Origin of the sequence: Variovorax sp. VNK109, from assembly GCF_049445855.1 — a bacterium.
Classification (GTDB): Bacteria; Pseudomonadota; Gammaproteobacteria; order Burkholderiales; family Burkholderiaceae_C; genus JAGOCV01.
This window is the reverse complement of record NZ_JBMSDV010000003.1, coordinates 46,633-66,375: the sequence shown is the minus strand read 5'-3', so window position 1 is coordinate 66,375 and position 19,743 is coordinate 46,633. Positions and strand designations below refer to the sequence as shown.

The window sequence follows — 19,743 nt, the reverse complement described above, 5'->3', positions numbered from 1 at the left end:
ATTTGTTCGTTATTCTTGAACAATGAATCCGCTCGACTGCATGCAGGCCTTCACGCGCGTGGCTGAACTTTCCAGCTTCACACAGGCCGCCGCCAGCCTCAACCTTCCAAAGGCGAGTGTTTCCACGGCCGTGCAACAACTCGAAGGACACCTGGGCACGCGCCTGCTCCATCGCACCACGCGCCGCGTGCAGCTCACGCAGGACGGTCAGGTGTTCTACGAGCGTTGCAAGGACATGCTGGCCGACATGGAGGAGCTGCAGGGCATGTTCCAGCAGCGTGGCACGCAATCGCTGTCGGGCCGTGTGCGCATCGACATGTCCACCGGTATTGCGAGCCAGATCGTCCTGCCCCGCTTGCCCGAGTTGTTGCAGGTGCATCCCCAGCTTGAAGTGGAACTGGGCAGCACCGAGCGCCGCGTCGACCTGGTGCGTGAAGGCTACGACTGCGTGCTGCGCACCGGCGCCGTGGGTGACACCGGGCTCATCGCGCGGCCGCTGGGCCATCTGGAGATGATCAACTACGTGAGCGCAGGGTACATCGAGCGCCATGGCAAGCCACGCAAGCTGGCCGATCTCGCAAGGCATCGGCTCATCCACTTCGCGGGAACGCTGGGCACACGCTCCACCGGCTTCGAATACATGGACGGCGACGCTGATCGTCGCATCGCCATGGAGGGCGCGGTGACGGTCAACAATGCCGAAGCATATGCCGCCGCCTGTCTGGCGGGCCTGGGCATCATCCAGGTGCCGGTCACGGCCATGCGCCAGCACTTCGCGCAGGCCGGCCTGGTGGAAGTGCTGCCGAAGTTCCGGGCACGGCCGATGCCGCTCAACCTGCTCTACGCCAACCGCCGCAACCTGCCGGTGCGCGTGCGCGTGGTGATGGACTGGATCGCCGAAGTGGTCGCGCAGCACCTGCGCAAGGCCTGAGCCCGGGGCAGGCTAACGCTCGATGTAGTCGAGCGTCGCACGAAGGATCACGCCGGCGCCCGGCAACGGCGTTTCGACCACGAAGCCCTTGGTCGTTTCCTCGCCCTTCCAGTGCAGGTCGAATTCCATCGGCAGGTTCATCTGCGACACGAACTCGGCCGCATGCCGGCGGCAATGCATCACCACCGTGAGCCTGCTGCCGTCCGATGCGATGGTGCCGTGGTAGCTGTGCAGGAAATCGGCGCCGACGAAAGTGCCGTCGCGCACCAGGCAGGCGCCTTCACCCAGCGTGCCTTCGGTGGTGGTGAACGTGATGCTGTAGAGGCCGTCCTTCATGCTCGTCTCCTTGTCGTTCAGACGGACACTTTAGGCCGCTGCCGCGCGGCATGCAACAGGACAGGTCAGTAGATCGCGCCGGCACGCCGGACCGGCGCAGTCCCGCCCATCGGAAGCCGCGAGACTTCCACGAGCATCGCGGCCAATTGCTTTGCGGCCGCCTCCACCAGCGCACGGCCTTTCTCCGCCGTGGCAGCGGCTGCATTGCCGGCCGCGCCCTGCGCGTTGTAGTCCTCCATCGCCCAGCCGAGCTTGGCGCTTTTCCCGTTGCCGAGGATCGCGTAGTCCTTCGCGCGTTGTTGCGAAGTGGACGCGAAGTCCAGCGCCTGCGCCATGTCGACGCGACCGGGCTGCAACGCCAGCATCATCGAGGTTTCGATGTCACCCGCATGCACGCCGAAGCGGTGCTCACCCGGCGGGAACAGGCCGTTCACCTCGTCCCCCAGCGGCAGCGTGTACCAGCTGGTGCTCCACACCATGAGGCCATGCCTCACGCGCAGTTCGCGCGCGACGATGTCCATCACGCTGACCTGGCCGCCGTGCGAATTGAACAGCACCAGCTTCTTCACACCCGCACGCGCCACGCACGCGCCGATCTCGATCCACACGCTGATGAGGGTCTGCGGGCTCAGCGTCAGCGTGCCGGCGAAGGAGGTGTGCTCCGGCGACAGGCCGATGGCCTGCGTAGGCAGGAAATGGATGGCGGCGTCGGCCGGCAGGTACGGCAGCGTGGCGTTGACAATGCCGTCCACCAGCACCGTGTCCACGCCCAGTGGCAGGTGCGGGCCGTGCTGCTCGGTGGCCGCCACGGGCAGCACCGCCACTGCGTGGCTGGCGTCGATCTGCGCGAAGTCGCGCGTGTTGAGTTCGGCCCAGAAGCGTTTCGGTGCGGACTTCGGTGCGGCAGCTTGTGTCATGGCCGCCATCTTAGCCAGCCATGCGCGGTGCAGCCAGCCTTCAGCCTGGCGCCCGTTCGAGCGAACTGCGCGCCGCAGCCGCGATGGCCGCCGCATCCACGCCGAAAAATCCACGCAGGGCCGCGCGCGTGTCACTGCGGCCGAAGCCGTCGGTGCCCAGCGTGGTGTAGGCGCGCCCGGCAGGCACGAATGCGCGGATGCCCTCCGGCACGGCGCGCACGTAGTCGGTGGCCGCAACGACCGGGCCCTCACCCTGCGCCAGGATGCGCGCCACATGCGATGTGCCGCCCGACGACTCGCATGCCATTCCGTCGCGCGCGAGTTCGCTCCAGCTCGTCACGCTGTACACGTCCGCCGCGATGCCCTCCTGCATCAGCAGATCCGCCGCCTTCATGACTTCGGTGAGGATCGCGCCCGAGCCCATCAGCGTCACGCGCTTGCCGCGCGCCGGCCCACGGCGCAGCAAATAGCCGCCGCGCACCACGTCCGCAGCCGCGCCTTCGGGCAGGTCGGGCTGTGCATAGTTCTCGTTCATCAGCGTCACGTAATGGAAGACGTCCTTGCGCTCCTCGAGCATCTCGCGCATGCCGTGGTCGATGATGACGGCCATCTCACCCGCGAACGCCGGGTCCCATGCGCGGCAGTTCGGGATGGTCGCAGCAATCAGGTGGCTGCTGCCGTCCTGGTGCTGCAATCCTTCGCCGCCGAGCGTGGTGCGGCCCGAAGTCGCACCCAGCAGGAAGCCGCGCGCCCGCTGATCGGCAGCGGCCCAGATCGCATCGCCCACGCGCTGGAAGCCGAACATCGAGTAGTAGATGTAGAACGGCAGCATCGGCAGGCCATGCACGCTGTAGCTCGTCGCCGCCGCCGTCCAGCTCGCGATGGCGCCGGCTTCGCTGATGCCTTCTTCCAGGATCTGCCCGTCCAGCGCTTCGCGGTACGACAGCACCGAGCCGATGTCTTCGGGCTCGTAGCGCTGGCCCACGCTCGAATAGATGCCGACCTGCTTGAACAGGTTGGCCATGCCGAAGGTGCGCGCCTCGTCGGCCACGATGGGCACGATGCGACGGCGGAACGCGATGTCCTGCGGGCCGTTCGTCTCGTCCTTCAGCAGGTTGCCCAGCAGGCGCACGAAGGCCATCGTGGTGGACATCTCCTTGCCGCCGGCCGATATCGCGAACGACGCATACGAGGTGATGGGCGGCACCGGCACGGCCGCCGCATCGTCGTGGCGCGCCGGCAGGTAGCCACCGAGGGCCTGGCGGCGCTCGTGCAGGTAGCGCATCTCGGCACTGTCCTGGGCAGGCTTGAAGAACTCGAGGCCCGTCGCCTGCGCATCGGTCAGCGGCAGGTTGAAGCGGTTGCGGAATTCGAGCAGCGCCGATTCGTCCAGCTTCTTCTGGCTGTGCGTGGTCATCCTGCCCTGCCCCGCCTGCCCCATGCCGTAGCCCTTCTTGGTGTGCGCGAGGATCACCGTCGGCTGGCCGCGATGCGCAGCGGCGGCGGCATAGGCCGCGTGGATTTTCACCAGGTCGTGTCCGCCGCGCTTGAGGCGATCGATCTGCTCGTCGGTCATGCCCTGCGCGAGCTGCACGAGCTCGGGGTTCTGGCCGAAGAAGTTGTCGCGGTTGAAGCGGCCGTCCTTGGCGGCGAAGGTCTGCATCTGGCCGTCCACCGTCTGCGCGAAAGCCCGGGTCAGGGCGCCGGTGGTGTCGCGCGCGAACAGGCCGTCCCAGTCGCTGCCCCAGAGCAGCTTGACCACGTTCCAGCCCGCGCCGCGGAACAGGCGCTCGAGTTCGTCGACGATGCGGCCGTTGCCGCGCACAGGACCGTCCAGACGCTGCAGGTTGCAGTTGACCACCCACACGAGGTTGTCCAACCGCTCGCGCGACGCGAGCGTGAGCGCGCTCATGCTCTCGGGCTCGTCCATCTCGCCGTCGCCGAACACGCCCCACACCTTGCGCCCGCCGCAGTCCAGCAGGTTGCGATGCGAGAGGTAACGCATGAAGCGCGCGTGGTAGATCGAACTGATCGGCCCGATGCCCATCGAGCCGGTGGGGAACTGCCAGAAGTCCGGCATCAGCCACGGGTGCGGATAGCTGGAGAGGCCGCGCGCACCCGATTGCGGTGCGGTGATTTCCTGCCGGTAGTGCGCGAGGTCTGCTTCGGTCAGCCGGCCTTCGAGGAAGGCGCGCGCATACACGCCCGGTGCGCTGTGCGGCTGGAAGAAAACGAGGTCGCCGCCGTTGTTCTTCCTCGCATTGAAAAAATGATTGAAGCCGACTTCGAACAGGTCGGCCGCGCTCGCGTAGCTCGCGATATGTCCGCCGAGCTCGCCATACGCGGCATTCGCGCGCGCCACCATCGCGAGCGCATTCCAGCGCATCAGCGAGGCAAGCTTTTCCTCGATGGCCAGGTCGCCCGGAAAGGCCGGTTGCTGGTCCGCCGCGATGGTGTTGATGTAGGGCGTGGAGAGCTCGGGTGTCCAGCCGGCGCGTGCCGTCGCGGCGACGCGCGTGAGTTCGTCGAGGATGAAGCGTGCTCGCTCGGGCCCCGCGACCGCCAGCAGCGCCTGGAAGGCCTCGCGCCATTCGGCGGTTTCGCCGGGGTCGGCGTCGCCTGTGTCGCTGGCCATGAAGCGGGTGAGGCTGTGATCGGTCATCCGCAGATTGTGGAAGGACTCGTTCAGCATTTGCTGTCGGAAGACACCCCGGAAAGGCGATGGCCAGCATAAGATGCCGTCAAACCTGACAGAGACAGCACGAAATGCAACTCGATGCCATCGACCTGAGAATCCTCGACGAACTGCAGCAGGACAGCGCGCTCACCAATGTCGAGCTCGCGCGACGCGTGCATCTCTCGGCCTCGCCCTGCCTCGCGCGCGTGAAGGCGCTGGAGGCCGCGGGCGTCATCAGCCGCTACGTGGCGCTCGCCAACCCGAAGGCGCTCGGCCTCGGGCTGTCGGTGTTCATCTCGATCAGCCTGAAGACGCAATCGAAGGAAGCGCTCGGCGAGTTCGAGCGCCGCATTTCCGAGCAGGACGAGGTGATGGAGTGCTACCTGATGACCGGCGACAGCGACTACCTGATCCGCGTCGCGCTGACCGACATCGCGGCACTCGAGAAATTCATCCTCGAGCGCCTGACACCGATTCCCGGCATCGAGAAGATCCGCTCGAGCTTCGCGCTCAAGCAGGTGCGTTACAAGACCGCGTTGCCGCTCGGGGGATCGCCCGGTTCGCGGCCTACTTCACGAAGCCCGGCAACCAGAGCGAGATCGCCGGAAAGGCGCAGAGGATGACCAGGCGCGCCACGTCGATCGCGATGAAGGGCATGGTGCCGCGGTAGATGCGCGTGAGCGTGATGTCCCGCGCGATCGAGTTGATCACGAAGACGTTGATGCCCACCGGCGGGCAGATCATGCCGAAGGTCACCGCCATCACGATGATCACGCCGAACCACACCGGATCGAACCCCAGCTGCATCATCGCGGGGAACACGATGGGCACGGTGAGCAGGATCATCGCGAGCTCGTCCATCACCGCGCCGAGGATGAAGTACCCCACCATGATGAGCGCGAGCACGCCGTACGGGCCGACCGGCAGGTGCACGAGGAAGTCCACCGACTTCTGCGTGAACTGCGTGATGGTGAGGAAGTAGCCGAACAGGTAGGCGCCGATCACGATCATCATGATGGCGGACGAGACGCGCAGCGTGTCGATGAGCGCAGCCTTGATTTCCTTCGGGCCGAGCCTGCCGCGCGCGATGCCGATGATGAGCGCGCCCGTCGCGCCGATGCCCGAGGCTTCCTCCACGGTGAAGATGCCGCCGTAGATGCCGCCGAGCACGCCGATGAACAGCAGGATCGTCGCCCACAGGTCGCGCAGCGAGCGGAAGCGGTCGCCCCAGCTGAACAGCGGGCCGCGCGGCATCCGGTCGGGGTTGCGCCAGGCGATGAGCTGCACCACGAAGAAGTAGAAAGCGACCGCCATGATCCCCGGGATCACACCGGCCGCGAACAGCTTGGTGACGTCGGTCTCCGTCATGATGCCGTAGAGCACGAAGATCACCGAGGGCGGGATCATGATGCCCAGCGTTCCCCCTGCCGCAATGAGACCGGCCGAGATGCCGGGGTCGTAGCCGGCCTTGCGCATTTCGGGCAGCGCGACCTGCGACATGGTGGCCGCCGTGGCGACCGATGAGCCGTTGATGGCCGCGAAGCCGCCGCAAGCCGCGACAGCCGCCATCGCAAGCCCGCCGCGCATGTGGCCGAGCCAGGCGCGCCCTGCGTTGAACAGCTCGGTGCTCATGCCGGCACGCGATGCGAACGCGCCCATCAGGATGAACATCGGGATGACCGCGAGGTTGTAGTCGGTGACGACCGACAGCGGCACATTGGCCAGCAGGTTCAGGCCGGGCTTCACGCCGGACAGCAGCGCGAAGCCGCCCGCGCCCGCAATGCCCATGGCCACGCCGATGGGCACGCGCAGCGCCATCAGCGCGAACATGCCGACGAAGCCGAGCAGCGCGACGAGATCACGATCCATCGAAATCCCCCGACTCCGCATTTGCAATCGGCACGGGCCTGAGGCTCGCCTCGTCGCGCTGCAGCAGGCGCACGATGCGCACCACGCACAGCAGCGCCGCCACGGTCATGCCTACCGCCGCCACCGCATAGAACCAGACCATCGGCAGGCGCAGGTCCATGGTGCCTTGTGTGCCGGTGTTGCCCACCTTCACCCACACCATCCATGCCAGCGGTGCGAGGAAGGCCAGCGTGACCACCGTCGCAATGACATCGAGCGCGCGGCGACCGTTGTCCTTGAGATGCTCCCAGACGATGTCCACACAGATGTGGCTGCCGTAATAAGTGGCCAGCGCCACACCCCAGAACAGCGCGATGCCTTGCAGCAGGCGCGAACCGTCATACCAGTCGGGAATCGACATGCTGAAAAGATCGCGCAGCAGCACGTTGCCGGCCGCCAGCAGCGCAATCGCCAGCAGGAAAAAGGCGGCCACCGTTTCAGTGGCCGAGAGCAGCTTTTTCAATTACTTCCACCGCGTGTGGCGAGTTCCTTCTTCAGGTCATCCAGCGCCTGCTTGCCGTTCACGCCGACCTTGTCTGCGCTGGCGATCCAGGTGCCGTACAGCGGCTCGGCGGCCTTCTTCCAGGCATCGAGTTGCTGCGCGGTCACCGGCACGATGGTGTGGCCGCCCATGGCCTGCATCTTCTCGCGGCCCGAGTCCTCGTCGTCGCCCCAGCCTGCGCCGACCTTGCCGGCCCACTCGTTGTTGCAGTGGTCGTCGATCACTTTCTTCTGGCCGGCGGCGAGCTTGTCGTACCAGCCCTTGTTCATCACCCACACGAAGTCAGAGGCGTACAGGCGCATGTCGGTGTGGAACTTGGTGGCCTTGTCGATGCCGAAGGTGATCACCGAGCCCCAGGGGAACGACAGCGCATCGGCCACGCCCTTGTCGATGGCGTCACGCGCTTCGGGCGCCGACACCTGCACGTTGGTCGCGCCCAGCAGGCTCATGAAAGCCGCGTTGGTGCCGTTGGACGAACGGATCTTCATGCCCTTGATCTGCGACGGCTCCGTGATCGCCTTCTTGGAGTGGAACGTGCCCACGTGCAGGTGGACCATGCACAGCTTCACGTCCTTCATTTCATTGGCGGCGTACTTGCGGTACCACTGGTCGAGCGCCGACGAACCGGGGCCGGGCTTGCCGATCAGGAAGGGCAGTTCGCCCACGGCGATCAGCGGGAAACGGCCGGCCTGGTAGCCGGGGTTCACCCAGGTCATGTCGGCGATGCCGTCACGCGCCATGTCGTAGTGGTCGGCCGCCTTGCCCAGCTGCTGCGCGGGGAAGAACGCGACCTTGATGCTGCCCTTGGAGGCAGCCTCGACCGACTTCGCCCAGGGCTCGAAGCCCAGCTTGGCCAGCGGGTGCGTGCCCGGCAGCCAGTGCGCGAATTTCATCTCGACGGGCTTGTCCTGTGCGCTGGCCGCAACCGATGCCGCAGCCAGTGCGGCCACCGCGACGCAGCGCAGGGAGGTTTGAAGGAATCTCATGTTTGTCTCCTGTTCCGTTGGTTATGAAAATGAATCAATCCGGTGTGCGGATGATGGGCGATTCACGTCTGCTGCGTGATGGTGTTTTCCCTTTCGCGGGGCATCCAGTGGATGGGTTGCGCCACGATCTCGCGCGGTGCGGCGGCGTTGAGCTTGCCCTCCGGGTCGGCCAGCGTCGCGCGGATGGCGGCCTGCAGGTCCTTCGCGGCCGTCTCGACATCGACGTGCCCGCCGAGCACTGGCGTCACGTGCGCGGCCCACAGCCGCGCGTAGTTCTGGCGGCCGCGCACCTGCGTGTCGCCATAGCCCTTGAGCACCTGCGGCAAGCCGGCCATGGCAAGCGCAAGCTTCGGTGACAGCGGCAGCACATGACGCACCGCGTCGAGCCACGCGCGCAGGGCTTCGTGCTCCTGCGCGAAACGCAGCGACGACGGCCTCCACGGGCGCAGACGCGCGAGGAAGCGCAGCATCAGGTAGCCCCACAGGCTGGTGGAGCGGATGTGCAGCCCGACGTGCGCGGCCTTCCATCCGCGCTTCTCGGCCAGCGCCATGAGTCGCGCGCCGATGGACCTGGGCAACACCGCCGCGATCTCGTCGATGCCGGGTTTGAAATGCTCGGTGATGCGCACGATGTCATCGGCTTTCGCCTGCGCTTCGCCGCGCACGCGCAGCGTACGGCTTCGGCGCGACTTGAGGTCGGCCACGCGGATCACGTCCTCGAAGCACATCCACAGCGCGAGGTGGCGCACTGCTTCTTCCAGCGCTTCGTTGGCGGCGGTGGTGGTCGGTGCGCTGCACAGTTGCTCGACGCCTGTGAGGAAGCGCTCGGCATACGCGTCGTCCTGGTAGTCACGGCAGCGCAACGCGCCGTGCACGGCAAGCAGTTGCACGCCGGCGGGCCAGGACACCATGCTCGCGGCCCACGCGTCACGCACGATGAGCGGCAGGCCCGTCGTCACCGCATCGGCCAGGACCTTCGCCGCTTCGGGCTGCACGGCGGCCTCGGGTGCGGGCGCGCCGAGCGCCGCCGCATCGAATGCGCGCGCGAAGCCCTCGAGGCTCGCGGCCACACCCTTGCCGGAGGAACGGATCGCGTCCTCGCACACGCTGCGAGGCCAGGGCAGCACGCCCGCGCCGGCGAGCGCGCCGAACATCACGGCGGAAATGACGGTGCCGCTCTGCGCCGCGATGGCCTCCATGTCGAACAACACGGCATGCCGCGCGAGCGTGCGCGCCGCCTGCTGCATGCGCTGCGTGTCGTAACGGCCGTCGGCCATGTGCATCTTCTCGAACGTGGTGTACACGCGGCTGGTGGACGACAGCAGCGCCGTGCGCGAGGGCGTGACGAAGCCGCGTTCCATCACGCGCGCGGCTTCGAGCATTTCGCTCGCGATCACCACGTCCACGTGCCCGGGCACCGGCGTGAGCGCGAGCACCGGCGGCGCCGCGCCTTCGGCCAGCGGCGCGCGCAGCATCTCGATGTAGTAGCTCGTCGCGCCCGTGCGTTGTGCGACGCCGGGCACCGAGGTCGCCTGTACCGGCAGGCCCTGCTCCAGCGCGCACTGCACCAGCCAGTCGGCCAGCACACCGCCGCCTTCGCCGCCGAGCGCGGCGATCAGGATCGAATAAGGTTTGTTGTCGTTGTCGGCCATGTTCAGGGTCATGCAGGTTGCAGGAGGCCGATGAAGAAGCGGTTGAGCCGATCCGTCGTGCGGTCCCACCAGTTGGGATTGGTGACGATCTCGATCTTGTGGAACGACGGGCAGAGCACCGCCGCATCGGCCACCTCGCCGCACAGGCCGCAGCCCACGCAGCCGTTGGTGACATGCGCCACCGGTTCGCGCCTGAGCGGATCGGCCGAGTTCTTCACCGTGAGCGTCGGGCAGCCCGACAGGCGGATGCACGAGTGGTCGCCGGTGCAGGTGTCTTCGTCCACGCCGTAGCGCGTGCGCACCACGCGCAGGCCTTCCTTGAGGCGCTTCGCACGCAAGGGCTTGAGACGCCGCTGGCGCTCGAGCTGGCACTCACCTTCGGCGATCACCACCTTCAGGCCCGTGAACGGCGAGGTGATCGCTTCCTTGAGCACCTTGCGCACGCTGGCGACGCGGTAGTTGTGCACCGTGCGCATCCACTTCACGCCCATGCCCTTGAGCGTGTTCTCGATGGTGACCTCGTCGCCCGTGGCGCTCGACCCTTCGGCCACGCGCTTGGCTTCGGACGCCGGCGTGGACATCGTCTCCTGCGTGCCGGTGGCCGAGGTGTAGCCGTTCTTCATGATCACCAGCACGCCGTCGCCCTTGTTGAGCAACGCGGACGACACGCCCGACAGCAGGCCGTTGTGCCAGAAGCCGCCGTCGCCCATGATCGCCACGGGGCGGCGCGCGGAAAAGTTCTTCACCGCCGCGCTCGACGCCATGCTCATGCCGTAGCCGAGGATGGAATTGCCGAACGAGAACGGCTCGAAGGTCGCGAACGAGTGGCAGCCGATGTCGGCCGAGATGTGCAGCTTGCCGACCTCGCGCTCCACGAGTTTCAGCGCGGCGAACACCGGCCGCTCGGGGCAGCCCGTGCAGAAATTCGGCGGGCGCGGAGGCACGGGGCCGCCGAGCGCTTCGGCCGCCTGCTGGCGGGCGGCGGCAAGTTCGCCGTTGAAGTCATGGCCGGCCTGCACATCGGCCTGCGGCAGGTAGTCGCGTGCGAAAGACAGCACACCGTTCAGGATGACCTCGGCCGTGTACTCGCCGCCCATGATGAGGCGGTCCTTGCCGTGCAGCTTCGTCTGCAGGTCGGCACGGCGCAGGAGGGTGGCGACGTCCTGCTCGATGAATTCCGGCTGGCCCTCTTCGAGCACCATCACAGCCTTCTTGCCGGCGCAGAACTTCGAGATCTGCTCGGGCACGAGCGGATATACGACGTTCAACACCAGCAGCGGGATCTGGCTGTTGCCCTCGGTATCGGCCAGGCCCGCACGTTGCAGCGCACGGATGGTCGTGTTGTAGAGACCACCCTGCACGATCAGGCCCACGTCTTCATGCCGACCGTCGAACAGTTCATTGAGGCCCTCCGCTTCGATGAAGCGGCGCGCGGCCGGCATGCGCGAGTCGTACTTGAGCTTCTCGTGCGCATACGTGGCGGGCGGATGCGCGAGCCGCGCATAGCTGAAGCCGGCCGGCTCCTGCTGCAGGTTGCGGCTGGAAATGGCGGGCGCGACGTTGTCGCTGGCGGTGAAGCTGCCGCGCACGTGGCAAGTGCGGATTCGCAACTCCATCATCACCGGCGTGTTCGACGCTTCCGACAACTCGAACCCCTTGTGCACCATGCGCACGATGGTCGGCAGGTTGGGACGCGGGTCCAGCAACCACAGTGCGGACTTCATCGCGAAGGCATGCGTGCGTTCCTGGATCACACTCGCACCCTCGCCGTAGTCCTCGCCCACGACGATGAGCGCGCCACCCATCACCCCGGGCGACGCGAGGTTGGACAGCGCGTCCGACGCAACGTTGGTGCCGACCACCGACTTCCATGTCACTGCGCCACGCACCGGGTACATGATCGAGCCGGCCAGCATCGCAGCCGCCGACGATTCGTTGGTACAGGCCTCGACATGCACGCCGAGTTCGTCGAGGTAGTCGCGCGCCTGCACCATCACATCCAGCAGGTGCGAGATGGGCGAGCCCTGGTAGCCGCCGACGTAGGTCACGCCGGACTCGAGCAGGGCCTTGGTCACGGCGAGGATGCCTTCGCCGTGGAATGTTTCTCCGGCGCCGAGTTTCAGCGCCTCGATTTCATCGTGGAATGAGCGCTCCAAGAGCCGTCTCCTTCGTCGTCGTACCGGGGAGTACTGGTTTGAGGTGCGCCAATCTAGGGCGTCGCGCCCTGCTTGACCAATGGATATTCTGGATGTCCTCCATTCACGGCATGGATAATCAGGGTCAACCCTGATATCGTTTCCGAATACCCCGGGACACCGCCCGCATGAACTTCCGGCAACTCGACCTCAACCTGCTGCGCGTGCTCGCAGCCATCCACCGCACCGGCTCGGTCACGGCCGCCGGCAAGGCGTTGTCGCTGTCGCAGCCGGCCACCAGCAACGCACTGGCGCGGCTGCGCGACTATTTCCACGACGACCTGTTCGTGCGTGCCCCGGATGGCCTCAAGCCCACGCGCCTGTGCGAGCGCATCGCGCCCGAGGTACAGGAGCAGCTTCGCGCACTGGAAGGGCTCGTCACCGGGCGCGAGGAATTCGAAGCCGCGACCAGCGAGATGCGCTGGCGTCTTTCGCTCTCCGACCTCGGCGAGATGATGTTCCTGCCGCCCCTCGCAGCCGCACTGCGCGAGCAGGCACCCAATGCGCATCTCTACAACGTGGCCGTCGCGGCGGCCGACGTGCCCGCCGCGCTCGAGGCGCGCGAGATCGATCTGGCCATCGGCATCCTGCAGCCGCGCCATCAGGGCGTGCGCGCCGAGCTGCTGTTCCGCGAGCACTACGTCGCCATGACCTCGGCGCACTGGCGGCCCGCCACCGGCCGCGCGGGTTCGCGCCTGACCACGCAGCAACTCGCGGGTGCGTCCATCGTCGTCGCCGCCCCCACCGCGACCTTCCACCACACAGTGGACGACATGCTCGCGCGCCTGAAGCTCTCGGACCGCATCGTCGTGCGTGCGCGCCACTTCGGCGCGCTACCCGACCTCGCGATGAACACCGACCTGCTGGCCATCGTGCCGCAGATGTACGCCGCCAACCTGCACGAGCGCCATGGCCTGCGCGTGTGGGACCTGCCCGAGCGCGCGTCGCCCGCGTATGAAGTGCGCCTCGTGTGGCATGCGAGCACCGCGCGCGACGCGGCGCACCAGTGGATGCGCCAGCAGGTGCACCGGCTGTTCGGCCGCGCGACGGCCGGATAACCCCCCGCGCACGCCAGGCGGCAAAACCGGGAAGAATGCGGGTTTACCCGCAGTACCGTCCCGGTTTCCTTTTCATGCATCCGACTTTCCTGACCGTCGTGCTTGCCCTGATCACGATGGTCGGCCCCCTGGGCATCGACACCTACCTTCCCTCGTTCCCCGCCATCGGCGCGGAGTTCGGCGTGCCGCCGGCCGTCGTGCAACAGACGCTGTCGATCTACATCATGGGTCTGGCCGTGATGATGCTGTTCTACGGCACACTGTCCGACTCGTTCGGCCGCCGCCGCGTGATGCTCGTCTCGATGGCGTTCTTCACGCTGTTCTCGGCCTGCGCCATCTTCGCGCCGAGCGCGGGCGCGCTGATCTTCATCCGCGGCCTTCAGGGCCTGGCCGCCGGCGCAGGCATCGTGATCTCGCGCGCCATGGTGCAGGACCGTTTCAGCGGCAGCGACGCGCAGCGCATCACCTCGATGATCATGATGGTGTTCGGCATCGCGCCGGCACTCGCGCCGCTGATCGGCGGCTGGCTGCAGGCGCACTTCGGCTGGCGCGCCAACTTCGTCTTCCTCACGGCGTTCACCGCACTGCTGCTGGTCGCGGCGCTGAAGGGGCTGCCCGAAACGCTGCCGGTGTCGCAGCGCCAGCCCTTCCACCTGAAAAACATCCTGGCCAACTATGCGAAGACGCTGCGCCACGCGCGCTTCATGACGATGGCGCTGTCCATCGCACTCGTCTTCGGCGGCCTGCCTTTGTACGTGGGCTCGGCCGCGGCGTTCGTGATGGGCATCCTGCACCAGCCCGAGACGGCGTTCGGCTGGCTGTTCCTGCCACTGGTGGGCGGGCTGGTCAGCGGCTCGGCGGTGGCGGGGCGGCTCGCACATTCGGTGCGCATGGAAACGCTCATCAAGTCCGGCTTCGTGGTGATGGCATTGGCCGTCACAGGCGGCGTGGTCTACAACCTGCTCTTCACCGCGTCGGTGCCCTGGGCCGTGGTCCCGCTGGGCGTGTACACCTTCGGCGTGGCGCTGGCCACGCCCGGCATGACGGTCCGCACCATGGAAACTTTCCCCGAGATGCGCGGCATGGCGTCGTCGATGCAGGGCTTCGTGCAGATGATGCTGTTCGCCATCATCACCGGCGTGGTCGCGCCGCTCATCTTCGACAGTGCGCTCAAGATTGCTGTTGCCCATGCTGTCGTGGCATTTGCGGGCATTGCGCTGTGGCTGGCCGTGTCCAGTCGAAAAGCTGTTGCTGAGGTGCAGAGCGCCTGAATCGGGTGGCCCCGGCCCAGTCCGGAAGTGCAGGCCCTTCGGGCTGCCTTGCGCTGCTCACGACGCGGGGGGAGTCGCTGAACTCGCTTCGCTCAGACAGACGCGACTCCTTTTTCCCCGCGTCGCTCCGCTGCTCAGCTGCACTTACGGACTGGGCCGGGGCCACCCGATTCAGGCTGGTGGAGTATCGACCAAGTTTCCTGTTGCGCTGGCAGCTAACATCGCCGGAAACCAAGCCCCCAACCGACCGGTGGCGCAAGGTTTCGCACGAACGGCCCGGCCCGCGCGGAACTTCGGCCCATCCGGTACGCTCCCAACCTGCCATGAACCTGCGTCGCGCCGCCGCCTCCCTGATCGTCTCGCTCGCCGGCGCGGCGGGCCTCCTGGCCAGCCTGCCGGCCCACGCAGCCGAGCCGAACGTGGTCACCACCGAACGCGTGCGCGCCGAACTCATGGCCTACGCACCTGACGGCGTGGAGCCGGGCAAGACAGTGTGGGTGGGTCTTCACATCGCGCACAAGCCCGAGTGGCACACCTACTGGAAGAACTCCGGCGACTCCGGCCTGCCGACCGACCTGCGCTGGACGCTGCCGGTGGGCGTGCTGGCCGAAGACATCGCCTGGCCCGTGCCGCGCAAGATCCCGATCGGCACGCTGGCCAACTACGGCTACGAAGACAAGGTGCTGCTGCCGGTGCCGCTCATCATCACGCCGGACTTCAAGCCTTCGGTGCTGCGCAGCGAACTCGAGGTCAAGCTCAGCGCGTCCTGGCTGGTCTGCAAGAAGGAGTGCATTCCCGAAGACGGCGAATTCACCCTGAAGATTCCCACCCGCTCGTCCACCGCCTTCAACAAGGCCGAGTTCGACGATGCATTCGCCTCGCAGCCCAAGGCGCTGCCGCCGGGCAGCAAAGTCCAGGTGGAAGGCACGCTGCTCAAGGTGTCGGTGACCGGCCTGCCAGCCGCCTTGCAGGGCAAGGCGCTCGAATTCTTCCCCGAGACGCCGGAAGTCATCGAAACCTCCGGCCAGTGGACGCAGGCCTGGAAGGGCGGCGTCTGGACGGCCGACGTACCACTGTCCCCGCAGCGCAGCCAGAGCCCGAAGGTCATGCCGGTGGTGCTGGCGCTGCAGGACGCGAAGGACCGCACCGGCTGGCGCGCCGAAGCGCCGGTGTCGGGTGACTGGCCCGCGGCAGCCGCTGCCGGCAGCGGCGTTTCGCCCGCGCTGGCACAGGCACTCGCGCAGAACGCATCGGGCGGTGGAACGGCAGGTGGCTCGGGTGGTTCAGGCGGCGCGGGTCTGACGCTCTGGGCGGCGCTCTTCGGCGCGCTGATCGGCGGGCTCATCCTCAACCTCATGCCTTGCGTGTTCCCGGTGCTGGCCATCAAGGTGGTGGGGTTCGCGCAGCATTCCACCAATGCCGCGGCGCGCCGCACGAGCGGGCTGGCGTACACGGCGGGCGTGGTGCTGTCATTCCTTGCACTGGGGGCGCTGTTCCTCGCGCTGCGCGCGGCGGGTGAGCAGCTCGGCTGGGGCTTCCAGCTGCAGTCGCCGCTGGTGGTGGCGCTGTTGGCCGCCCTCTTCACCGTCATCGGCCTCAACTTCGCGGGCGTGTTCGAGTTCGGGCGGCTCGTGCCGTCGGGCCTCGCGTCGATGCAGGCCCGCCATCCGGTGGCGGATTCGTTCATTTCCGGCGTGCTGGCGGTGGCCATCGCGTCGCCCTGCACCGCGCCGTTCATGGGCGCATCGGTCGGCTTCGCGGTCGGCCTGCCGGCCTGGCAGGCGCTCACCGTGTTCGGCGCAGTGGGCCTCGGCATGGCGCTGCCCTATCTCGTGGCCAGCCTCGTGCCCGCCGTGGCAGGCTGGATGCCGCGCCCCGGCCGCTGGATGGAAACCTTCCGCAAGCTGATGGCCTTCCCGATGTTCGCCACCGTGGTGTGGCTGGTTTGGGTGCTGGGCCAGCAAACGGGCATCGACGGCGCGGGTGCGCTGCTGGCGCTGCTGGTCGCCATGGCCTCGGTCATCTGGGCGTTCTCGCTGCGCGGTGCGGGCCGGCTGGTGCTGGGCGGCGTGCTGACGGCGGCACTGGCAACGCTGGTCGGCATGCTGGGCCCGACCGTCACGCGGCAGGTCGACATGGTGGCCGCTGCCCCCGCAGGCACGACCGACCGCTGGCAAGCCTGGGCCCCCGGCAAGGTGGACCGGCTCGTGGCCGCAGGCCAGCCGGTGTTCGTCGACTTCACCGCCGCCTGGTGCGTGACCTGCCAGTACAACAAGAAGACCACGCTGGCCAATGGGGATGTGCTTGCCGACCTCGCGGGCAAGAACGTAGCATTGCTGCGCGCCGACTGGACGCGGCGCGACCCGGCCATCACCGCCGCGCTGGCGCAACTCGGGCGCAGCGGCGTGCCGGTCTATGTGTTCTATCGCCAGGGCAGCGCGCCGGTCGTGCTGTCCGAGATTCTGGGGGTGGACGAGGTTCGCTCGGTCATCGCGAAACTCTGACGCCGAAACCTGAAGCATTCCGCCGTTCCCGCCGTTCCATGTTCATCCGTGTTCATTTCTGATCCGACCTGAAAGGAATCCACATGCTGCGCCGTTCCGCTCTCCAATCTGCTCTTCACATCGCCCTCGCCGTCACGACGCTGGCCTTCGCTGCCGCATCGCCTGCCGCTTTTGCATCGGCCACGGTCGGGCAACCCGCGCCCGACTTCACCGTGAAGGACGCAACGGGCAAGACCGTGAAGCTGAGCGACTTCAAGGGCAAGCACGTCGTGCTCGAGTGGACCAACCCGGGTTGCCCGTTCGTGCAGAAGCATTACAACTCCGGCAACATGCCGGCCACGCAGAAGGAAGCCATGGCCAAGGGCGTCGTGTGGCTGTCGGTGAACTCCACGGAGAAAGCGGCGGGTGACTACCTCGAACCCGCCAAGCTCACGGCATGGGCGAAGGACAAGCAGTCGGTCCAGACCGCCATGCTGATGGACGAAGAAGGCACCGTCGGCAAGGCTTACGGCGCGCGCACCACGCCGCACATGTACATCGTCAATCCGCAGGGCGTGCTGGTCTATGCGGGCGGCATCGACAGTATCGCGTCGGCACGCGCAGACGACATCAAGACCGCGACGAACTACGTCCGCCAAGGTCTCGATGAAACACTCGCCGGCAAACCGGTGAGTCAGGCGAATACCCGGCCCTACGGCTGCAGCATCAAGTACAAAAGCTGAACCGGGGCCGGTCAGGCTCAGTTCGCTGGCGGCAACGGTGTCACGACCGGGCCGCCGTTCACGGCCGGCGCCGTGGGTTCTGCCGGGATCGTGATCACCTGCACGCTCTCGCGCAGGATGCCGCCCTCGTTCACGCTGCCGCTCGTCACGGTCGCGCCTTCCTGCGAGCCGTGACCCACGATGCGTGCACGGCAGGCGCTCAGTTCCTCGCCCATGAAGACGTTGCAGCGCGCCAGCGCGTTGCCGTCATAGGACGCGACTTGGGTACTCTGGTCCAGTTGACCCTGACGGGCGGCCTGCAACGCGGCACCCGCTTCGCGCAGGCAGGTCTGCTTGTCCTGCTGCGTCTGGCCGCTGTTGCAGGCGGCCACTTCCTGGCGGTAACGCTCCTGTGCGTCCTGGCTGGTTGCGTTGTCGGCCGCAAACGCGGCACCGCCACAAAGCAGGCCGGCCAGCACCAGGGAAGAAGTCAATGAAGATCGTTGCATGGTTCAACTCCTCAAGAGGTTCGTTGCAATGGATGGTTCAAGACTAGTTGCCGCATGACGCCGTGTTTGCAGGTCCGTGCCTATTCGCTTGTAGGACTTGTTCGATGCAGGTCATAAGCACTACAGCCACGCGCCGGTGCAGACGCCCGGGGCTGCGACAATTCGTGTCATGCCCGCCCCCCTGAAAAACGACACCTTCCTGCGCGCCTGCCTGCGGCAGGCCACCGACTACACCCCCTTGTGGCTGATGCGACAGGCCGGCCGCTACCTGCCCGAATACCGCGCCACGCGTGCGCAGGCCGGCAGTTTCATGGGCCTGGCCACCAACAAGGACTACGCGACCGAAGTCACGCTGCAGCCGCTCGAACGCTTCGACCTGGACGCGGCAATCCTCTTCTCGGACATCCTCACCGTGCCGGACGCAATGGGCCTCGGCCTGTCGTTCGCCATCGGCGAAGGCCCGCGCTTCGCGACACCGGTGCGTGACGAAGCCGCGGTCGACGCGCTGGCCGTGCCCGACATGGAAAAGCTGCGCTATGTGTTCGACGCGGTCACGTCGATCCGCCATGCGCTGGACGGCCGCGTGCCGCTCATCGGCTTCTCGGGCAGCCCGTGGACGCTGGCCTGCTACATGGTGGAAGGCGCGGGCTCGGACGACTACCGCCTCGTGAAGTCCATGCTCTACAGCCGGCCTGACCTGATGCACCGCATCCTGCAGGTCAATGCCGACGCGGTGGCCGCGTACCTGAACGCGCAGATCGAGGCCGGCGCGCAGGCCGTGATGATCTTCGACAGCTGGGGTGGCGTGCTGGCCGACGGCACGTTCCAGGCCTTCAGCATGGCCTATACCGCGCGCGTGCTGGCGCAACTCAAGCGCGAGCACGAAGGCGCGCGCATCCCGCGCATCGTGTTCACCAAGGGCGGCGGCTTGTGGCTGGAAGAAATGAACGCGCTGGACTGCGACGTGCTCGGCGTGGACTGGACGGTGAACCTCGCGCGCGCCCGCGCGACCGTCGGCCACGGCAAGGCGCTGCAGGGCAACCTCGACCCGAACGTGCTCTTCGCAGGCGCGGCGCAGATCGAGGCGCAGGCCATCGCCGCACTGGAGAGCTTCGGCACGCCGCACACCGGGCCGGGTACGGGGCCGACCCACATCTTCAACCTGGGCCATGGCATCAGCCAGCACACGCCGCCGGAAAGCGTGGCCGTGCTGGTGGACGCGGTGCACGGGCATTCGCGCAAGATGCGGGCGGCTTCCGCGGGGTAGTTCCCCACGGCCCGCAAACCACGGCATGGCTCAGGAATCACCCCCTTGCGACGCGCCTGTCAAGCGGAAAAACTTGCATGCGGCCACTTGGGCGCGCTTGACTTATGCACAAAAGTTGTGTTGCGGCGCGCAAAAAATCCGATGGCTGGCGCACTGTTGCTACAAAACGAATAGCGAACCTAAGTCATTGATTCATATGGATTTAAAAGGCTGCTCTTTTTGAAGGCAATCCAGTGAAAGCCTTGATTTTCAAGGCTTTGGCGCGCGTGCCTGCAACATATCAACAAAGTTATCCACAGATTGTTTGAATGGCCTGCAAAGCACTTTCA

Annotated in this window: 16 protein-coding genes; 7 read left to right on the top strand and 9 right to left on the bottom strand. The window is 66.8% G+C overall.

Annotated features, from left to right (window positions below; genetic code table 11):
* The first annotated feature begins 22 nt into the window (after positions 1 to 22).
* Positions 23 to 931 (top strand): LysR family transcriptional regulator, encoded by a 909-nt coding sequence (locus ACO2Q9_RS11395; protein ID WP_423311367.1) that lies wholly within the window; start codon positions 23 to 25, stop codon positions 929 to 931.
* Between the two features lie 12 nt (positions 932 to 943).
* Here the strand turns inward: ACO2Q9_RS11395 and ACO2Q9_RS11390 are convergent, their stop codons facing one another.
* The 3 genes from ACO2Q9_RS11390 to mdeB form a co-directional block, all read right to left on the bottom strand.
* Complete coding sequence (locus ACO2Q9_RS11390; protein ID WP_423311365.1) at positions 944 to 1,267, bottom strand: hypothetical protein; 324 nt, start codon at positions 1,265 to 1,267, stop codon at positions 944 to 946.
* A gap of 65 nt (positions 1,268 to 1,332) precedes the next feature.
* Positions 1,333 to 2,184, bottom strand: a complete 852-nt coding sequence (locus ACO2Q9_RS11385; protein ID WP_423311363.1) for a creatininase family protein — start codon at positions 2,182 to 2,184, stop codon at positions 1,333 to 1,335.
* Positions 2,185 to 2,224: 40 nt separating this feature from the next.
* Positions 2,225 to 4,846, bottom strand: coding sequence for an alpha-ketoglutarate dehydrogenase (mdeB, locus tag ACO2Q9_RS11380; RefSeq protein ID WP_423311361.1), 2,622 nt, complete (start codon positions 4,844 to 4,846; stop codon positions 2,225 to 2,227).
* A gap of 104 nt (positions 4,847 to 4,950) precedes the next feature.
* Here mdeB and ACO2Q9_RS11375 point away from each other — a divergent pair, with 104 nt between their 5' ends.
* Positions 4,951 to 5,484 (top strand): Lrp/AsnC family transcriptional regulator, encoded by a 534-nt coding sequence (locus ACO2Q9_RS11375; RefSeq protein WP_423311359.1) that lies wholly within the window; start codon positions 4,951 to 4,953, stop codon positions 5,482 to 5,484.
* Here ACO2Q9_RS11375 and ACO2Q9_RS11370 read toward each other — a convergent pair.
* The 5 genes from ACO2Q9_RS11370 to ACO2Q9_RS11350 form a co-directional block, all read right to left on the bottom strand.
* On the bottom strand, positions 5,429 to 6,730 hold the full coding sequence (locus ACO2Q9_RS11370) for a TRAP transporter large permease (RefSeq protein WP_423311357.1): 1,302 nt from the start codon (positions 6,728 to 6,730) through the stop codon (positions 5,429 to 5,431). The two genes, ACO2Q9_RS11375 and ACO2Q9_RS11370, sit on opposite strands and share 56 nt — an antisense overlap.
* Positions 6,720 to 7,232 carry a TRAP transporter small permease gene (locus ACO2Q9_RS11365; protein WP_423311355.1) on the bottom strand — a complete coding sequence of 171 codons (513 nt, stop codon included), beginning with the start codon at positions 7,230 to 7,232 and terminating at the stop codon, positions 6,720 to 6,722. The genes ACO2Q9_RS11370 and ACO2Q9_RS11365 overlap by 11 nt, the downstream gene beginning before the upstream one ends.
* Positions 7,229 to 8,257 (bottom strand): TRAP transporter substrate-binding protein, encoded by a 1,029-nt coding sequence (locus ACO2Q9_RS11360; RefSeq protein ID WP_423311353.1) that lies wholly within the window; start codon positions 8,255 to 8,257, stop codon positions 7,229 to 7,231. The genes ACO2Q9_RS11365 and ACO2Q9_RS11360 overlap by 4 nt, the downstream gene beginning before the upstream one ends.
* A gap of 62 nt (positions 8,258 to 8,319) precedes the next feature.
* Positions 8,320 to 9,921 carry an indolepyruvate oxidoreductase subunit beta family protein gene (locus tag ACO2Q9_RS11355; protein ID WP_423311351.1) on the bottom strand — a complete coding sequence of 534 codons (1,602 nt, stop codon included), beginning with the start codon at positions 9,919 to 9,921 and terminating at the stop codon, positions 8,320 to 8,322.
* On the bottom strand, positions 9,918 to 12,065 hold the full coding sequence (locus tag ACO2Q9_RS11350) for a thiamine pyrophosphate-dependent enzyme (RefSeq protein WP_423311349.1): 2,148 nt from the start codon (positions 12,063 to 12,065) through the stop codon (positions 9,918 to 9,920). The genes ACO2Q9_RS11355 and ACO2Q9_RS11350 overlap by 4 nt, the downstream gene beginning before the upstream one ends.
* Positions 12,066 to 12,232: 167 nt before the next feature.
* Here ACO2Q9_RS11350 and ACO2Q9_RS11345 point away from each other — a divergent pair, with 167 nt between their 5' ends.
* The 4 genes from ACO2Q9_RS11345 to ACO2Q9_RS11330 all read left to right on the top strand — a co-directional run bounded on the left by ACO2Q9_RS11345 (position 12,233) and on the right by ACO2Q9_RS11330 (position 17,659).
* Positions 12,233 to 13,162 carry a LysR family transcriptional regulator gene (locus ACO2Q9_RS11345; RefSeq protein WP_423311347.1) on the top strand — a complete coding sequence of 310 codons (930 nt, stop codon included), beginning with the start codon at positions 12,233 to 12,235 and terminating at the stop codon, positions 13,160 to 13,162.
* Between the two features lie 74 nt (positions 13,163 to 13,236).
* Entirely contained in the window at positions 13,237 to 14,433 is a 1,197-nt protein-coding gene (locus ACO2Q9_RS11340) for a multidrug effflux MFS transporter (protein WP_423311345.1), read from the top strand.
* A 323-nt stretch (positions 14,434 to 14,756) separates the two neighbouring features.
* Positions 14,757 to 16,937 carry a protein-disulfide reductase DsbD family protein gene (locus ACO2Q9_RS11335; protein WP_423311343.1) on the top strand — a complete coding sequence of 727 codons (2,181 nt, stop codon included), beginning with the start codon at positions 14,757 to 14,759 and terminating at the stop codon, positions 16,935 to 16,937.
* An 83-nt stretch (positions 16,938 to 17,020) separates the two neighbouring features.
* The gene (locus ACO2Q9_RS11330; RefSeq protein ID WP_423311341.1) at positions 17,021 to 17,659 is read left to right on the top strand and encodes a thioredoxin family protein; all 639 of its coding nucleotides are present in this window, start codon (positions 17,021 to 17,023) and stop codon (positions 17,657 to 17,659) included.
* A gap of 17 nt (positions 17,660 to 17,676) precedes the next feature.
* On the opposite strand, the gene ACO2Q9_RS11325 is transcribed toward ACO2Q9_RS11330, so the two are convergent.
* Positions 17,677 to 18,147, bottom strand: a complete 471-nt coding sequence (locus ACO2Q9_RS11325; protein ID WP_423311339.1) for a hypothetical protein — start codon at positions 18,145 to 18,147, stop codon at positions 17,677 to 17,679.
* A gap of 169 nt (positions 18,148 to 18,316) precedes the next feature.
* On the opposite strand from ACO2Q9_RS11325, the gene hemE reads away from it, so the two are divergent.
* Positions 18,317 to 19,414 carry a uroporphyrinogen decarboxylase gene (gene hemE / locus ACO2Q9_RS11320; protein ID WP_423311337.1) on the top strand — a complete coding sequence of 366 codons (1,098 nt, stop codon included), beginning with the start codon at positions 18,317 to 18,319 and terminating at the stop codon, positions 19,412 to 19,414.
* Positions 19,415 to 19,743 lie beyond the last annotated feature (329 nt).

Excerpts from the sequence above, each read along its gene's own strand:
- hemE (WP_423311337.1), top strand. The coding sequence starts at position 18,317 with ATGCCCGCCCCCCTGAAAAACGACACCTTCCTGCGCGCCTGCCTGCGG.
- ACO2Q9_RS11360 (WP_423311353.1), bottom strand. The coding sequence starts at position 8,257 with ATGAGATTCCTTCAAACCTCCCTGCGCTGCGTCGCGGTGGCCGCACTG.
- ACO2Q9_RS11330 (WP_423311341.1), top strand. The coding sequence starts at position 17,021 with ATGCTGCGCCGTTCCGCTCTCCAATCTGCTCTTCACATCGCCCTCGCC.
- ACO2Q9_RS11390 (WP_423311365.1), bottom strand. The coding sequence starts at position 1,267 with ATGAAGGACGGCCTCTACAGCATCACGTTCACCACCACCGAAGGCACG.
- ACO2Q9_RS11375 (WP_423311359.1), top strand. The coding sequence starts at position 4,951 with ATGCAACTCGATGCCATCGACCTGAGAATCCTCGACGAACTGCAGCAG.
- ACO2Q9_RS11335 (WP_423311343.1), top strand. The coding sequence starts at position 14,757 with ATGAACCTGCGTCGCGCCGCCGCCTCCCTGATCGTCTCGCTCGCCGGC.
- ACO2Q9_RS11345 (WP_423311347.1), top strand. The coding sequence starts at position 12,233 with ATGAACTTCCGGCAACTCGACCTCAACCTGCTGCGCGTGCTCGCAGCC.
- mdeB (WP_423311361.1), bottom strand. The coding sequence starts at position 4,846 with ATGACCGATCACAGCCTCACCCGCTTCATGGCCAGCGACACAGGCGAC.
- ACO2Q9_RS11325 (WP_423311339.1), bottom strand. The coding sequence starts at position 18,147 with ATGCAACGATCTTCATTGACTTCTTCCCTGGTGCTGGCCGGCCTGCTT.
- ACO2Q9_RS11385 (WP_423311363.1), bottom strand. The coding sequence starts at position 2,184 with ATGACACAAGCTGCCGCACCGAAGTCCGCACCGAAACGCTTCTGGGCC.
- ACO2Q9_RS11340 (WP_423311345.1), top strand. The coding sequence starts at position 13,237 with ATGCATCCGACTTTCCTGACCGTCGTGCTTGCCCTGATCACGATGGTC.
- ACO2Q9_RS11395 (WP_423311367.1), top strand. The coding sequence starts at position 23 with ATGAATCCGCTCGACTGCATGCAGGCCTTCACGCGCGTGGCTGAACTT.
- ACO2Q9_RS11370 (WP_423311357.1), bottom strand. The coding sequence starts at position 6,730 with ATGGATCGTGATCTCGTCGCGCTGCTCGGCTTCGTCGGCATGTTCGCG.
- ACO2Q9_RS11355 (WP_423311351.1), bottom strand. The coding sequence starts at position 9,921 with ATGACCCTGAACATGGCCGACAACGACAACAAACCTTATTCGATCCTG.